Origin of the sequence: Embleya sp. AB8 (genome assembly GCF_049739465.1) — a bacterium.
GTDB lineage: Bacteria > Actinomycetota > Actinomycetes > Streptomycetales > Streptomycetaceae > Embleya.
The window spans coordinates 1-14658 of record NZ_JBMHHY010000019.1 but is presented as its reverse complement, the minus strand read 5'-3'; the positions used below and the strand labels follow the sequence as shown (position 1 = coordinate 14658).

The following is a 14658-nucleotide window of genomic DNA, read 5'->3' as shown; positions in this document are numbered from 1 at the left end:
GAATGCCGCCGGACCCCCCGGCCGCGCCGCCACCGAAGTGGCCATCCACGAGTTGCGCTTCGCCGGGCGATCGGTGCTCCCCGGCCCGGGAGGCAACGCCGGCCGCCGGAGGAACCGGCCTCACCACCCCTTGGACAACGCGGTGGGTGCCGAAAATCCATCCGTGCAGGTGAGAGCGCCTTCAAAGAGCGTTTTGTTCCGTAATCGTGTTTGGTTCCAGGTTCAGATATCGTGCCAGTTCGGGGTGTTTTCGTGGGTGAGTCGTCTGCTCCCGGATCTTCATCCGGCAGCGCTTCACCCGCCTCACCCCCGACGAGGTCCAGGACGTCATCCCGCTCTACCACCCCATCTGGGCCGACGCCGACCCGAACGACATCACGTTCGCCGACAGCCACGCGCCGCCCACGGCAACTTCCGCAACTGGGCCCGCCTGACCGCCCACACCCACACCGCCCTCGAACGCACCGGCCGCACCCACGTCGACCAAGAGATCCTCCGCTGGGCCTTCAGCCGCCTCGGCTCCGGCAGCTAAACCACCACCTCACCTCCCGCACGGCCCTCTCGCGGCTCCGCGGCGCGCCCTGGTGACAACCAACATGCTTCGGCCTTCGCATCGAACGAGACCGGCCGAAACCACACAACCACACAGGTTTTCTGTAAGGAATTAACCGTGTCGGTAAGTAGTAAGGAATTGCCGGGGGTTCCTCGAGGCGAGGCCGGACCGAGTGGTTCGGGGAGTACGGCGGGACAGGCGGGCACGTGTCCTTCTCCGGGCTGCACACCGCCCGCCCGACGACCCAGCAAGCCCCCCCGGAGCCGTCGAGGCCCTCGACCGGCGCCCCCTGCGCCGCCCTGCACGCCACACCCCAGCAACTCCCGCACACCCGGCCCGAACCCATCTCCTCACCGACCGTACCGACGTCGACCGCAACCCGCGCCGACCTTCGGCCCCGTCGAGCCGTTCGCACCCACCGGTCCTGCACCCTGTCTCCCACCGGATCCGCGTCGCACCGTTCGACCGCCGGGCTGCGCCGGGAGTCGTTGTTGGACCGGTTGGCGGTGGACCCGGCGACCACGGCCGTGTTGGTGCGGTGGGTGTGCGTGCGCCACAACCGCGAACACGGAACCCAAGGCTTCCACCACCACCCATACGACGAGACCGCCGCACGCCGGCGTCGCGCAGTGCGCGCAGGGTGTTCCCTTCGGCGCAGAACCTGTACAGGCCGATCACGGGCACGGGTGGGGCCACGAGCATGGTGGAGCAGGAGCCTTCGAAGACCGGCCGGCCGCACCCCGAGTCCTTGAACGAGGAAGAACGAGCTGACCTCAAGGAGGTCCTGGCCCGCTGTCCCGAGCTGGACGCGGCCGCCGCACACGTCCGCGAATTCGGCGAGCTCCTCGGCCACCGTTCCGGATCCGGGCTTCCCACCTGGATCGACGCCGTCGACGCCAGCCGGCTACCCGGCCTCACCGGGTTCGCACTGCACCTGCTCCGCGACTTCGACGCCGTAACGGCCGGACTCACCCTGGAGTGGAACTCCGGCAGTGTCGAAGGCGCCGTGAACCGCATCAAGAAGATCAAAAGGCAGCTCTACGGCAGGGCCGGATTTACCCTGCTCCGGAAGATGATCCTTCTCCGGTGACCTCTCGCAGCATGGGTCAGAGCTCTGTGGTCCAGATGCCGGCAGAGTGTTCGCCTGGCGGCAGCCACAGCTGAGGCTGTGACTCTCGGTACCTTTGCCCAACCTGCTCATCCCAATGGAAGCGGCCTTCCGGATCAGGCCAAACGACCTGAAGCACAGGAAAGGGCGGTCGGCGGTAGAACCCGATGGCCCTTCCGAAGAAGGTCCGGTACCAACGGAGGTCGACCTTCTTGAGGGCGACTTCCCGGCCGTCGACAACGTCATGACGATGCCGGCCGTCATCCAGTACGGCTCCGATCGCGGCCTCCTTGCCGAGCGTATTGAGCATGAGATGCATGGCGTGGACATCGAGCCCGAACATGGCGAGCTCAGGCGCGCTGTGCGTGTGTGACAGGCCGATCGTGTAGGCGAATCCAGGACCGATGTCGTCCTCGGGCACCATGACCACGTGCCAACCATGCTGCTGCACGTTCTCGATGATCGTCAGGTCGCCCCGGTCCGCGTCGCCTCGATCGCCGTAGTCATGGCAAAGGACACAGCGGCAGGGAAATGGATCATCAGTCATGGGCAGAGGCTACGAGGCAGGCGTCCGGATCAGGTGCCCGGGCCCGTGGCCAACCCCCGCGTTCGAACAGCAAGGTCGCCTTCCGTGACCACTCCCCAAGATCTGCCAGAACCCGGAACTCACCTACCGCTGGAGTCAGGACCCACCTACACTGCCAAGCCCCAGGTCCGCGAGCGCCCGGCTGACCGCCGGGCGCAGCGGGTCGCCGTCGAGGAGCGGGCTGAACACGTGGGCGGCCTGCAGGAGAGCGATCGTCAGCCGGATGACCGCAGTGTCACCGAGTTCGACGGAACAAAGCCGGTCCCCGAGGCCGGCCGTGCCCGCGAGTGCGGTCGTCTCGGGGCATCAAGGACGCCAGGTATCGGACGTCGGGACCCGAATCCCCAACTTCTCGTTCACGCAACTGCCTGCGCCGAGCGGCGACTCTCAACGAGGATGACCCGATGGTCCAACTCGGAGTGCGCATCGAACTGTACGAGAGCGTCGGCCCCCTCGACGAACCATCCCGGAACTACCTCGCGGCCCTGTCCCGCGACGACGGCCACGAAGGCGCGACCGTACCCGCCGTCGGCGACCACCTGTCCACGATGACCCTGCGCGCAGGCACCCTCGAGGCCGTACCGCAACTGCGCGGAGACGCGGGCGCCTTCCTGCGGGTACGCCGCATCGAACACGTCCTGCGCCCGGTCCGCGACGGCAAAACCGCGACCTGGTCCGGCTGGGACACGCCCGTCACCGTCCTGGTGCTCCACAGCCCCTACGACGTCCCGACCGACCCCCACGACACCACCTGGACCGCCGACCTGCTGCGCCGCTACGCCGCTACGCCGCCGACGGCTGGACCGTGGACGTCGACCCGCGCAGCCCGCTGTATCCCGCGTACGCGGCCGTCCGCGCCTCCGGGAACCCGGCCGAGGTCGTTGCGGAGGAGGGATCGGCGGGACGCGGCTGACGATGCAGGGCGCCGGCGACGGGCCCCTGCGGTCGGTGGACGGCGTGTCGTCTGTCCGCCGTGACCACTGCCTCCAACGCGGCCCGCAGACTCTCCCCGACCGGTTCGGCTCGGTTGAGTCGCCACGCTGCGGCCAGCACGTGCGTGGAGTCGGTCCGCTGCCGCCCACCACCTCGCACCGGCCCGGCCGCCACCAGTCGCTCCACGAACACCGTCAGCAGCCGGTCCGCCCGATCGCCTTCCGCGATCCGATCACGGAACTCGGACAACACCGAGTGGTCGAACCCGGGATCGTCCAACTCCAATCCCAACGCGTGCCAGTCGATCCTGCAACGGACCGCCTCGGCCGCCTCTGGGTCCGTCAGGTTCTCCGTGAACTGCAACACCGATACCAACGGCCAACCGAGCGGGCGAATCCCGCGTCGCCCGTCCGACGGATACCAGTCCGCGAAGTCCTCGTCCCAGAACAACTCGGAGAGCCGATCCCGCACCCACATCGCCGCGGTGCCACGAGGGTTGGCAGCCCGTGCAACCTCGAGGGTTCACACCGGGATACCCACCCTCGAACCCGAACCCATCGACACAGCCGCCCCCTCGCCGCAGTTCGCTCCTCTCCCAGCGAAGCAGCATCCGCCCAAGTAGTCAGCATGGCGAACCGAGGGGAATCCTCAAGATCACCAACAGCATCCAAGATCAGCGACAGAGCCCGTAATTCCCCAGGGCCACGGTCACACAATTTTCCATAGGCCGGGCGCAGGGCCTTCGGGCGGAGCGCGCGTCCTGCGGGCGCGGAAAACCGTTGGACGTCCCGGACCCCGATGACCATGATCCACACTCGTGACGATGCCGAATGAGCTCCTGATCCGAACGGCCGCTCGCAACAACGCTGAATGGTGCGCGGCGATGAGCCGATCACACGGCTTGGCGGGTGAGTTCGGTGCACAGGACTGGACTGCCCCGGCTCGCACACCGCTGTACTATCCCGACGCGGTTACGCTGATGCCGGGTGCCGACCCGGCCGCGCTGGCGATCCGGATCGACACTTCGACGCCCGGTGCCTCCGTCAAGGACAGCTTCGCCGACCTCGACCTGGCGGAGGCCGGCTTCGAGGTGCTGTTCGAGGCGCAGTGGATCCACCGCCCGGCGAGCGCTCCCGCCACCGCGTCGGGCCTTGCCTGGGACGTGGCCGGCGCCCCGGACACGCTGCGCGCATGGGCGCTCGCTTGGGACGGCGGGAACGGTAACGCGGACCTCTTCCGGCCCGAACTGCTCAATGACCCGGCCACGTTCGTGATCGCCGGACTGTCCCCCGACGGCGGGGTGCATGCCGGAGCGGTGGCGAGCCGCAGCGACCAGGTCGTCGGAATCTCCAACGTCTTTGCGCTGAACGGCGGCCCCGACGCGGCGTGGCCGGTCGTACTGGAGGCGGTGCACCGGCTGTTCCCCACCCTGCCCGTGGTCGGCTACGAGCACGGAGATGACCTGGTGGTCGCCGTCCGTCAGGGCTTCGAGCCGGTCGGTCCGCTGAGGGTCTGGCTGCAAAGTGCCGTGTTCCCGGCAAGTGTGTGAGGGTCTGACCGCACCCAACACCCAGGAAAGGAATTCCGCACGAAGAACAAGCGCGATCTGATCGATGCGATAGCGATGTGACGAATGACCGAACCCTCGCCGCCGACGCGTTGAACACGGCCCTCGAAACGATCGTGGCCGCTGTGGCCGAAGGCAACGACGTCTCCATCACGGGGTTCGGAACGTTTCATCGGGCCCACCGAGCAGCCCGCACCATGCGCAACCCGCAGGCGGGAGAGGCAATGGACGTCAAAGCCTCCGGCAAGCCGGCTTTCCGTCCGGGAGCGGCGTTCAAGGACAGGGTGAACAAGTAGCAGCGCCCGAACACGGATGCGCGCTTCCCCTCTGTAGGCAAGGGCGTCGGGTGGTCCTGTGCGGGGAGGCACGCGGCCGATGGTGAACTGGGCTCCGGGATCGCGGACAGTGAGTCGAACCGGCCGATGTGTTCCGGGTCGAGTCGCGCATGCCGAACGCGCCCCGTAGTCGGAAACCGGCTCCCGTCACTGCGACTTCGCGTACCGATCCGCACCCATTCACAACTTCACATGCCGTGATCCTGTTCAGGCGGCAGGATGTGTTCGAGAGCGACACCTTGGATGACGTCGCTGCGTGGCCGGCCGGTGGCCCCGCCGAGTTGGTCGAGAAGTTCGGCAATGACGACGCCGTGGGCCGCGAGGGCTCGGCTGTGCGCGAGACTCAACTCGTGCAACGCGGCCTCCATGACTGCCTTGTCGCGGGCTCTGGAGGACCACTTCGGGCTCGGGACCTTCGAAGTCCTTTTCCGTCGGCGACGCCATCGAGCACCTGCTCGCGGACGAGGCCGGCCACGTCTGGGTCGGGCACTTCGACGAGAACCCGGCCGGAATCCGCCGGTGGAGCGCCGCGGGCCGGCTCGTCTGGACGTCGGACGGCGCGGGCATCCCCGGTCTGTTCGACTGCTACGCCCTGAACGTGTCGGGCACCGTCGCCTGGGCGTGCCCGTACACCCGCTCGTCGAGATACGCCCCGACCGCCCCGACGGGCCGGTGACGGTGCGGGCGAACCGTGTACGGGGCGCCAAGGCGGTGGCCGTCCGCGGCGATCGGGTGGTCTTCTACGGCGGCTACGGCGAGCAGCGGGACCGACTCGCCCACGGTGAGCTCGCCGAAGCGTCCGTCGAGCCGACGGACGTCGGCCTGCTCACCCTGCCCGACGGCTCCGCCCCCGGTCGTCGGCCGGGGAAGCAGGATCTACGTCCAGGCCGAGCCGTTCACCACGTGGGGCGTGTTCGATCTCGGCAACTGATACCCGGTGTCCGGGTCACCGTCCGTCGATCCGCAGCGTCCGTCGACCGCCGAGATCGTCGGTCGCCGCTCGTCCGTCGACGAACGAACGGGCCCTGTCGAAGCGGTCCGAGACTGCGGACGTCGGCTGACAGGCCGGGCCCCGGCCGGATTGCCCTGCGCCGCAACGCGAACGGTGCCCCTCGAGTCGTTGTCGGAATGGTTCGGGTGGGGGTCGGGGGCGCGGTCACGTTCGGGCGGTCGCTGTTCGGGCGGGGTGGGTTCGGGCGGGGATGATGTGGAGGGCGGTGACGGTGAGGATGTTGCCGTGGATCATGTAGGCGACGATCACGGGTCCGAACGCGGCGGTGCGGCGGTCGGGGTCCTTGCCTTCGGGGGCGGTGCCGCGCCGGTAGGGGTCGTCGGCGATGTCGGAGATGCCGCGGTCGAAGGCCTGCCTCCGGGCGGGGGTGAGCCGGCTGTGGGTGTTGCGGGTCTCGTCGGTGAGTCGGACCCGGTAGCTCACCGCACCGGTGTCCCGTCGAGGTTGAACATGCCGTCGAAGTCGCCGGCCTCGACCCGTGCGATCGCGGCGTCGGCGTCCGCGCGTGCCTCGACGGGCAGGGCCCACACCGCTGCGACCTGCGTCAATTGTGCGATCGGGGTGCCTCCGATCACCGCGTCGAACTCTGCGCGCCGCTCGACCGGCAGCGCCCGTCGGGTCTCGTCCAGTGTTCCCGGCAGCTCGACCACCCGGCCGCGCACCACCGTCGTCATCGGCTCCACCACACACTCTCCATCCCCGGACATCTCGTCGTCCCCAGTGTGAACCGAACGCCGCCCTCAGCGGGAGCCGACGCCGGATTCTCGGCACCCCGTGCTGTTGCGCTGGTGGCGGGAGTGGAGTCGGGGTGGTGGTAGTGGAGCCGGGGTGGCGGGCGAGGTGTTTCGGGGCGGTGTACTCCCATGACCCGGAACCTCCGTCCGTCAGGCGGTGCGGCGGGCGGTGAACGCGCCGTTGTGCAGCAGGGTGGCCTGCCCGTCGGTGCCGATGGTGAAGGCGATGTCCCAGGTGTGGTGGCTGGTGACGGCGTCGTCGGCGGGCAGGAAGCGGTGGTCGGCGATCGGCAGCAGTTCGGTGTGGATCTTCCCGGCGCCGGTGCCGGTGCCGTGGGCGTCCAGCAGCAGGGTGCCGGCGGCTGTGGTGACCGCGTAGTGGACGCCGTGGGCGTCGTATGTCCCGGTGTACGCCGACGGGTCGATCTCCAGGCCGGGGTCGGGGACGGGCCGCTGCGGTTTCGCGACGCCGAGCCAGTCCCGGAAGACCGTGTCGAAGACCGCGTCGGCGAACGGGTAGCCCCGGTGCGGCGTGTTCACGGTCGTCGCCACCGCCACGTCCAGGGCCGGCACCCAGAGCAGGCAGGACGATCCGTTCGGGGTGGTACCGCTGTGCCCGAAGACTTCCACGCCGTCCCAGACCTTGCGGTAGGGGCCCACGCACCAGGAGTCGGCGAAGACCCGCGCCGGCACGTCCACCTGCGGTGATTCCATGGTGGCGACGGCGTCGGCGGACAGCACGACGGTGGCGTCCTCGGCCAGGCCCCGGCGCAGGAACAGGCTCCCGAAGCGGGCGAGGTCGCGGGCCGAGGTGGCCAGTGACGAGCCGGCCGGGCCGCACCCTCGGGCGAAGCACCACGGCCGGACCACGCCGTCGACGTGGCCCACCGCCACGCGATGGTAGGGCAGTTCCTCGAACAGGCTGACCGATTCGACGAGCCCGGCCGGGCGCAGCAGCCGGTCGCGCAGTGCCTCGTCCCAGCACTGACCGGTGAGTGCCTCGATCAGCAGCCCGGACACGTTCGTCGAGGCGTTGCTGTAGCCGTACGACGATCCCGGGGCGAAGGTGAGCGGGATGTCGGCGAGGAGGTCGATGTAGCGGGCGACGGCGTCGTCGTTGCGGCCGGTGTCGGTGTACGGTCCGTTGTCCAGGCCGCTGGTCATCGACATCAGCCGGCGGGGGGTGATCTCGCGCCACTGCCCGCCGGCGGCGAGCGGCAGGCCCGGCAGGTGGTGTGTGACGGGCGCGTCGAGGTCGACCAGGCCGGCGTCGGCCAGTTGCATCACCAGCGCGGCCGTGTAGACCTTGGTGGTGGAGCCGATCTGGAAGACGGTGTCGTGGGTGACCGGCGTGCCGAGTTCGGCGTTCGCGGTCCCGGAGACGGCCTGCAGGAGCCCGTCGGCGCTGGAGAGGGCGATCTGGGCGCCGGTGACGCCGAGTCGTTCGCGGCTGTGGTCGCAGAGGTCTTGGAGGGCGCGGGCGGAGAAGGTGGGCATGGGGAGGCTCCTGTCCATGTCAGCCGAAGAGGGTTTCGAGCAGTTCCGGGGAGAGCGGGACGTCCGCCGGCCGGTAGCCGGCCGGTGGCTCGCGGTGCATGAGGTGGCGTACCAGGTAGTCCCAGCGGCGGCGGGTGACGTAGCCTTTGCGGCCGAGGAAGCTGTGTTCGACGCCGGGGACGATCAGCAGGTCGAAGTCCTTGTTCGCGGCGATCAGCGCGTCGACCAGCCGCATGGTCAGATGCGGTGTCACGTTGTCGTCCATGTCGCCGTGGACGAGCAGGAGTTTCCCGGCCAGGTTCCCGGCCAGCTCGGTGTTGGACAGCCGGGCCCCGGCGTCCGGGTCGAACGGTCCGTCGTAGGCCTCGGCCCACAGCGCGTGGTAGTAGCGGTTGTCGTGGTTGCCGGCCTCGGCCACGCCGACCTTGTAGAAGTCGGGGAAGGCCAGGAGGGCGCGGGCGGTGGTGAATCCCCCGCCGGAGACGCCGAAGACGCCGACCCGGTCCAGGTCCAGCCACGGACGCGTCTTCGCGAGTTGGCGCAGCGCCGCGACATGGTCTTCGAGTGCGCCCGCGCCGCCCATGTTGCGGTGGGCGTGGTCGTGGAAGGCTTTGTCCCGGCCGGGTGTTCCGCGGCCGTCGACGGCCAGCACCGCGAAGCCCAGCGCCGCCACCGCCTCGGCGTCGTGGCCGTAGGCGCCCGGGTCGAAGGAGGCCGCCACCCGGTGGATCTGCGGGCCCGGGTAGGGGTGGTCGATCACCGGGTAGCGCTGCGCGGCGTCGAAGCCGTGGGGCTTGTACAGGACGCCGTAGATCTCGGTGACGCCGTCGGCGGCCAGGGTCGCGACCCGCTCCGGGGGCGTCCAGCCGGCGGCCAGCAGCGGTGTGATGTCGGCCTGTTCCAGCTCGACCAGCACGGCTCCGCCCCGGTCGCGCACGGCGATCGTCGGCGGGGTGTCGACGGTCGACGCGGAGTCGACGAACCAGCGGCCGTGTTCCGGCGCGGTGATCACGTGGTCCAGATCGTCGTCGGTGAGCTTGATGATCCCGCCGCCGTCCAGGCCGACCCGGACCAGCGAGCGCCGGTACGGGTCGGCCCGGACCAGTCCCGAGACGACGGCGTACGCGACCCGTTCCGCCTCGTCGACGTGCACGATCTCCTGCACCGCGAACGGCCCTCGGGTGAGCTGTTCGACCGGCGCCCCGTCCCGGTAGCGGTACAGGTGCCCCCAGCCGTCGCGCTGGGAATACCACAGCGTCTCGCGGCCGCCGGCGAGCACGTGCACGATCGGCTTCTGGGTGATCTCCTGCGCGGCCTCCACCCGCGTGTCGCCGTGCTCCTCGATCAGGGTGCGCACCTCGCCGGTCGCCGGGTCCAGTGCGTGCAGCCGCAGCGTCCGCGGGTCGCGGGGCTGATCCAGGTAGTAGACGGCCGCGCTGTCCTTGGCCCACCACGCCTTCTTCAGCGTGAAAGGCGACATGTAGGGCAGCAGGAACGGGTCGGCCTTGGCGGGTGTCGCGGTCCGGGACGCGACGTCGAAGACGATCCACTCGCCGCGGGTCACCGGCTCGCCGGGCATCGGGTAGTGGTAGCTGCGCAGGCGCGGCCGGCCGCCATCCGGCGGCACGGCTTCGACCAGATGCATCAGGGCGACACCGCTCTGGTCGGTGCGGTGGGTGAGGACGCGCGCCGAGTCCGGCGACCACAGCAGCGCCGGCGGCATGTCCGCGAGGCCGAGCTTGCCGAGCAGGTGCGTGGGGACCGCCGCGTCGGGTTGGCCCGCGTAGCTTCGATCCGCGGTGCCGTCGGCGGTGAGCGCGAACTCCTCGCCCGTCTCGGCCGAACGCACCCACAGGTCGTGGCCGCGGCGAAACGCCGCCCACTTCTTGTCCGGCGAGGCGACCTCCAGCGGTGAGGGTTGGGCGTGCTTGTCGTCCCGCGCGCACCGGTAGTCGGCCAGCCGGCAGGTCCAGCGCGCGTCGAACGCGTCGAACGCGACCGCCCCGTCCGCGAACTCGACCGCACGGAACGGCAGCGCGTACGGCTGGACCGGCCGGCCGGCGGCCGACGCCAGCGCGGCGGCGAGCCGTTCGGGGTCGAACGCCGGCCCCCGGGTCCCGGCGGCGGGGTCGACCAGCACGAACTCGCCGCCCCGCTCGGTCTCGACCCGGTACCAGAACCTCTCGCCGCCGCCGATCCACACGGGCTTCGCCTTGGCCCGCAGGGCGAGCCGGGATCGGTTGTGCAGCAGCAGCCGCTCAGCTCGGTCGTAGGCAATGGTGGGGAGTGCGTCCGCGGACATCCGGCCTCCTGAATCGGTCTCGACCCAGGAAACGTACAACGTACGGTACAGTGATGGAACTGGTGTCCCGAACGAATCAGGAACCCCAATGTCGTCGCCCAGGCACAAGACAACGCCCGCTCGCGCACCCCGCGGCACCCTCAGCCCCGAGGCCATCGTCCACGCGGCGATCGAACTGATCGACCGCGACGGACTGGACGCGGTGACCATCCGCCGGCTCGCCGACCGACTGGGCGTCCGCCCGATGTCGCTCTACACGTACTTCCGCGACAAGGACGCGATCCTCCTCGCGGTCACCGCAGAGCTGCTGAGCCGATTCCAATGGCCCGACCCCGGCCTCGACGACGTCGCATGGCTCCGGCAGCTGATGCGCGCCTACTTCGAACTGTTCATCACGCACCCGGCCATCCTGCGGATCAACGCCCCCTCCGACGGAGTCGGCGAGGTCGAGGCCCGCATGTCCGAGCAGGTCTATGCCCGCCTGGCGCGACTGCGCATCGACCACCGGACGGCGATCGGCCTGCTGGCCACGCTGATCCGCTTCGTCCTCGGCTGCGCCACGCTCTACCCCGTCCGCCGGGCCTGGGACGAGGACCCGCAGCACTGGGAACGAGTCCGCCAACAGTGGGCCCGCCTCCCGGCCGAGGTGTACCCGGCGATGCACGCCACCACCGTCGACTTCCCGACCTTCACCCAGCGGGACGTCTTCGAGTTCGGTCTCGACGCCATCCTCGCCTCGCTCCCACGATCGCCCTGACGCCGGCGGCCGCGAGCGGGTCGGGCATCCCCCCGATGCGAGGACATCGAAGACACCGGATCCTGATGCTCCGGGAGAACGGAGCCCCCGCGGGGATGAAGCACCATCCGCCCGAGTTCGAGGCGGGTCGCGGTCGCGACGCATCACCCGCGGCCCGGAGCGACGATCGCCTCGACCGCCGCCGATCCGGGTGCCGACGCCGAAACGCCGCATAGTCGGATTCGCGTGACGAAAGGCAGGCGGGGCAACGACAGGACGCCCGCGCCCACGACCCGATCGGCGCCGGCCACGCCGCCGGAAGCCGAGAACCAGACCCTGCGCACGGAGAACACCGAGTCGCGGCAGGAACAAGAGATCCTGCGCCGGGCGGCCAAAAATTTCGCGGGCGAGACGCGCCGACGAACCGCTTCGCGTGCGTCGCCGACCACCGACGCCGCTACGCCGTCAAGCGGCTCCGCCGGGTCCCGGAACTCTCCGGACCCGGGTTCCACCCATGGGCGAACGCCGCCCCGGCCCGCACCGTGAGGACAAAGACCGACGCGCGTCCCGCCGCCCGGTTCCGACGGATCCACGTCGATTCCACCAGACCCACGGCTCGGCGCGCGTCACCGCCGAACTCCAAGACGCCGCAATCCGGGTCGACCACGAACGGGTCGAACGCGTGGTGCGCGCGCATCACATCGCGGGCCTGCATCCGCGCAGGAAACACCGCACCACCCTCTCCGATCCCGCGGCACCGACGGTGGCCGATCACATCCGCCGCGACCCCACCGCGGACACCCCGAACCGCAAGCACGTCGGCGACATCACCCACCAGCCCGTCACCGGCGCCAAACCGGCCCACCTCGCGAGCATCGTCGACCCGTGCCCGCCACGGCTCGCCGACCGGGCGACAGCCGACCACATGCGGGCCGCCCCGGTCGTCGACGCCCCCCACGCCGCCGCCCGCACGCGGAACGGCGACCTGCGCGGAGCGACCTTCCACAGCGACCACGGCTCCCGATACACGTCCGAGGCATTCGCCCGACGCCAGCCACGAAGCGGGCCCGACCCGTTCGACGAGCGCGATCGCCGACTCCGCGGACAACGCCGCCGCCGAGCCGTTCAACGCCTCCTTCGAACCCGAGACGCTCCAAGGCTCCGATCACCGGCCCACCGCCAGGCCCCCGACTCGACACCTTCCGCCGGGCAAGCCGTTACAACACCCGACACAACACCCGACGCCGCCACTCCCGAATCGGCCGACTCGGCCCCACCGCCCACGAAGACGAGCTGCGGACGATCCCACCTACGCTCGCACATGCCACACAAGACGTGTCCTCACATCGGGGGGAACCCCCGGGGACCGGGTGACCGTGGTCCGGGGGGCGTCGGTCACCGTGGTTCCCACGAGGGGCCGACCGGTTCGTCCTTGCGCGACCTCGAAACCCGGGTCGGCGAACAACCGCCCGACCGGCAGCGTCGTTTCCTGCCCGTCCTCCTGCAACAGGTGGACCCGCTGCCCCTGCACGGCGACCACCTGCCAGGTCCGCCCCCGGTGGACGACGAACGCGCCGACCCCCATCACCGGCCGCCCGCCCCGTACTTCGCCCACCGCACTCCACCCCTCCCAAGTTCGGCAGCCCCGGCCGCCCACCGGCCTGCGCCTCGCCCCGCCTCGCCCCGCCCCGCCTCGTCGCGGTGCGGCGCGGCGCGTGCGAGAGTGGCGGTGCCCCGTCGGTGCGACGGGCGTGGGAGGGAGCCCGTGGTGGTGGACGGGTCCTGGTACGTCCTGGTCGAGGAGGGGGTTCCGGCGGCGGAGGACACCGTGTGGACGTTGCGCAGGCCCGAGGCGGTGACGGGCGGTCGTGCCGAAGCCGAGGCGGCGGCCGAGCGCGTGGCCCGCACGTACACGGCGCCCCATCGGGCCGATTACGTGCTCTCCCGGCGTGTCCATCGTCTGGCCTCCGGCGGCATCCGGGTGGTCGAGCTGCGCATGTGACCGAACGATGCCATGGTCCATATGCGCGTCTCCATCGGGGAGTTGGTCCACGACCGGCAGTCTCCGGGACCGCAGATCGAACAGTCGGGGCCCGGCATCCTGCGACGCGCGTTCAAACCGCAACGGTCGGAGCGACCCGTCGAACGCTCACGCGCAACGGCTACTTCGGGGATATCGGCATCGGCGCGGTGCTGTGAGGATCGGCGGGGTTGTCACCGGGGGGCGGGGTCGTCCGGGCGGGTGGTGGTGTCGCCGTGCGGTCGATCACGGCGACGGCGTCCCGAATACGCGGTGACATGAAGCCGATCGACCGGTGACGGGTCTCCCGTATCTCACACCGGGTGAATCCGGCGATCCCGAAGGTGCGGGTGTCCGGTGTCGTGGCAGCAGACGGCCGTCGGCAGCGGGCGGCGACGTTGCGCCCGGTCGCGAGCCTCGGATCGAGTCCGGGCAACTGACACGTACCGACCAAGTTCCGCAGGTGGTCCGCTACGGCCCGCCCGACGCATGGGCTTCGGCGATCGAGCCCGAAGGGGCCGCCGCGGGTGGCCGCTTGATCACTGTCGCCCGCCGCTGCGCCGCCGTCCGTCCCGCGTCGCATCGTTCGATCGTCGGCCTGTGAAGCGACAGGGCCGAGGGCGCATCCGGCCCCGGCCCTGGCGTGGGCCCCCGACTCTCGCCTGGTGGCGCCTGGTCGCCCCGACCACCGACTCGGGTCCGGTCGGGGATCGGCCTGCCGGGTGTCAGTTCCACGGGTCCGCGTGGGGGTCTTCTCCGAGCATTTCGGCTGCGGTGATGCACAGTTCCATGCCGTAGCCCTGGTTGCTGCCCCAGGTGGAGCCCCACAGGTCGGTCGCGGCCCGGGCGACGGCGCGAAAGGTGTACTCCTCGTCGACTCGCCACGTGCGGATTCGAGCGGCCATCCCCGGTGTCATCGTCGCCGGGTCCCCGGGGTCGTGTGTCATGCCGCCGACCCTAGGTACACCACGCGGAAGGTGGCCATCGGATTACGTCCCGACCCGTCGGAGCACATCGGAGGGGCTGCCACGGACTCGGCCTCGCGGGAGGCGGCGTATACGGGGCCGCGCGTCGGTACGGGCATCGGATGCCTACATTCGTGACGCCGAGTCGGATCCGGGGGCGGGGACGGCGGTGGCCCTGATGATTCTCGGCCGGTGCCGGGGGAAGCGCAGGCCGGTTGAGCTTGCTCCGCTTTGACGGACACCGTCGTTGTGGTGGTCAGGCCGCGAGTGTGGCTTCGTATTCGACGGGCGTGCGGTAGCCGAGGCTGCT

Annotated in this window: 13 protein-coding genes and 1 pseudogene; 6 read left to right on the top strand and 8 right to left on the bottom strand. The window is 70.3% G+C overall.

Translation table 11 applies throughout. The features are described 5' to 3' along the window. The first annotated feature begins 1253 nt into the window (after positions 1-1253). Positions 1254-1643 (top strand): transposase, encoded by a 390-nt coding sequence (locus tag ABIA38_RS27185; protein ID WP_424641472.1) that lies wholly within the window; start codon positions 1254-1256, stop codon positions 1641-1643. A gap of 16 nt (positions 1644-1659) precedes the next feature. Here the strand turns inward: ABIA38_RS27185 and ABIA38_RS27180 are convergent, their stop codons facing one another. Both ABIA38_RS27180 and ABIA38_RS27175 read right to left on the bottom strand, forming a co-directional pair. Next, entirely contained in the window at positions 1660-2208 is a 549-nt protein-coding gene (locus ABIA38_RS27180) for a DUF4262 domain-containing protein (RefSeq protein ID WP_424641471.1), read from the bottom strand. Positions 2209-3030: 822 nt separating this feature from the next. Next, positions 3031-3657 carry a transposase gene (locus ABIA38_RS27175; RefSeq protein ID WP_424641470.1) on the bottom strand — a complete coding sequence of 209 codons (627 nt, stop codon included), beginning with the start codon at positions 3655-3657 and terminating at the stop codon, positions 3031-3033. Positions 3658-4063: 406 nt separating this feature from the next. Here ABIA38_RS27175 and ABIA38_RS27170 point away from each other — a divergent pair, with 406 nt between their 5' ends. Beyond that, positions 4064-4729 carry a hypothetical protein gene (locus ABIA38_RS27170; protein WP_424641469.1) on the top strand — a complete coding sequence of 222 codons (666 nt, stop codon included), beginning with the start codon at positions 4064-4066 and terminating at the stop codon, positions 4727-4729. A 77-nt stretch (positions 4730-4806) separates the two neighbouring features. After that, a complete protein-coding gene (locus tag ABIA38_RS27165; RefSeq protein WP_424641468.1) occupies positions 4807-5043 on the top strand; it encodes an HU family DNA-binding protein in 237 nt (78 codons plus the stop codon). Between the two features lie 227 nt (positions 5044-5270). On the opposite strand, the gene ABIA38_RS27160 is transcribed toward ABIA38_RS27165, so the two are convergent. The 5 genes from ABIA38_RS27160 to ABIA38_RS27140 form a co-directional block, all read right to left on the bottom strand. After that, entirely contained in the window at positions 5271-5450 is a 180-nt protein-coding gene (locus ABIA38_RS27160; protein ID WP_424641467.1) for a hypothetical protein, read from the bottom strand. Positions 5451-6238: 788 nt separating this feature from the next. Next, complete coding sequence (locus ABIA38_RS27155; protein WP_424641466.1) at positions 6239-6517, bottom strand: type II toxin-antitoxin system RelE family toxin; 279 nt, start codon at positions 6515-6517, stop codon at positions 6239-6241. Then, positions 6514-6801 (bottom strand): hypothetical protein, encoded by a 288-nt coding sequence (locus ABIA38_RS27150; protein WP_424641465.1) that lies wholly within the window; start codon positions 6799-6801, stop codon positions 6514-6516. The genes ABIA38_RS27155 and ABIA38_RS27150 overlap by 4 nt, the downstream gene beginning before the upstream one ends. A 177-nt stretch (positions 6802-6978) precedes the next feature. Next, positions 6979-8325: a serine hydrolase domain-containing protein gene (locus tag ABIA38_RS27145; protein ID WP_424641464.1), complete on the bottom strand. Its 1347-nt coding sequence runs from the start codon at positions 8323-8325 to the stop codon at positions 6979-6981. 19 nt (positions 8326-8344) lie between these two features. Continuing rightward, entirely contained in the window at positions 8345-10627 is a 2283-nt protein-coding gene (locus ABIA38_RS27140; RefSeq protein ID WP_424641463.1) for a DPP IV N-terminal domain-containing protein, read from the bottom strand. 88 nt (positions 10628-10715) lie between these two features. Here ABIA38_RS27140 and ABIA38_RS27135 point away from each other — a divergent pair, with 88 nt between their 5' ends. The 3 genes and pseudogenes from ABIA38_RS27135 to ABIA38_RS27125 all read left to right on the top strand — a co-directional run bounded on the left by ABIA38_RS27135 (position 10716) and on the right by ABIA38_RS27125 (position 13365). Continuing rightward, positions 10716-11384 carry a TetR/AcrR family transcriptional regulator gene (locus tag ABIA38_RS27135; protein WP_424641462.1) on the top strand — a complete coding sequence of 223 codons (669 nt, stop codon included), beginning with the start codon at positions 10716-10718 and terminating at the stop codon, positions 11382-11384. A gap of 493 nt (positions 11385-11877) precedes the next feature. Further along, positions 11878-12399: pseudogene (locus ABIA38_RS27130) on the top strand (IS3 family transposase); the annotation flags it as partial. A 732-nt stretch (positions 12400-13131) separates the two neighbouring features. Beyond that, a complete protein-coding gene (locus ABIA38_RS27125; protein WP_424641645.1) occupies positions 13132-13365 on the top strand; it encodes a hypothetical protein in 234 nt (77 codons plus the stop codon). Between the two features lie 743 nt (positions 13366-14108). On the opposite strand, the gene ABIA38_RS27120 is transcribed toward ABIA38_RS27125, so the two are convergent. Next, entirely contained in the window at positions 14109-14330 is a 222-nt protein-coding gene (locus tag ABIA38_RS27120) for a hypothetical protein (protein WP_424641461.1), read from the bottom strand. Positions 14331-14658: the final 328 nt, after the last annotated feature.

Coding starts and splice junctions, on each gene's coding strand:
- ABIA38_RS27150 (WP_424641465.1), bottom strand. CDS start 6,801: ATGTCCGGGGATGGAGAGTGTGTGGTGGAGCCGATGACGACGGTGGTG.
- ABIA38_RS27140 (WP_424641463.1), bottom strand. CDS start 10,627: ATGTCCGCGGACGCACTCCCCACCATTGCCTACGACCGAGCTGAGCGG.
- ABIA38_RS27145 (WP_424641464.1), bottom strand. CDS start 8,325: ATGCCCACCTTCTCCGCCCGCGCCCTCCAAGACCTCTGCGACCACAGC.
- ABIA38_RS27175 (WP_424641470.1), bottom strand. CDS start 3,657: ATGTGGGTGCGGGATCGGCTCTCCGAGTTGTTCTGGGACGAGGACTTC.
- ABIA38_RS27160 (WP_424641467.1), bottom strand. CDS start 5,450: ATGGAGGCCGCGTTGCACGAGTTGAGTCTCGCGCACAGCCGAGCCCTC.
- ABIA38_RS27180 (WP_424641471.1), bottom strand. CDS start 2,208: ATGACTGATGATCCATTTCCCTGCCGCTGTGTCCTTTGCCATGACTAC.
- ABIA38_RS27170 (WP_424641469.1), top strand. CDS start 4,064: ATGAGCCGATCACACGGCTTGGCGGGTGAGTTCGGTGCACAGGACTGG.
- ABIA38_RS27120 (WP_424641461.1), bottom strand. CDS start 14,330: ATGACACACGACCCCGGGGACCCGGCGACGATGACACCGGGGATGGCC.
- ABIA38_RS27185 (WP_424641472.1), top strand. CDS start 1,254: ATGGTGGAGCAGGAGCCTTCGAAGACCGGCCGGCCGCACCCCGAGTCC.
- ABIA38_RS27135 (WP_424641462.1), top strand. CDS start 10,716: ATGTCGTCGCCCAGGCACAAGACAACGCCCGCTCGCGCACCCCGCGGC.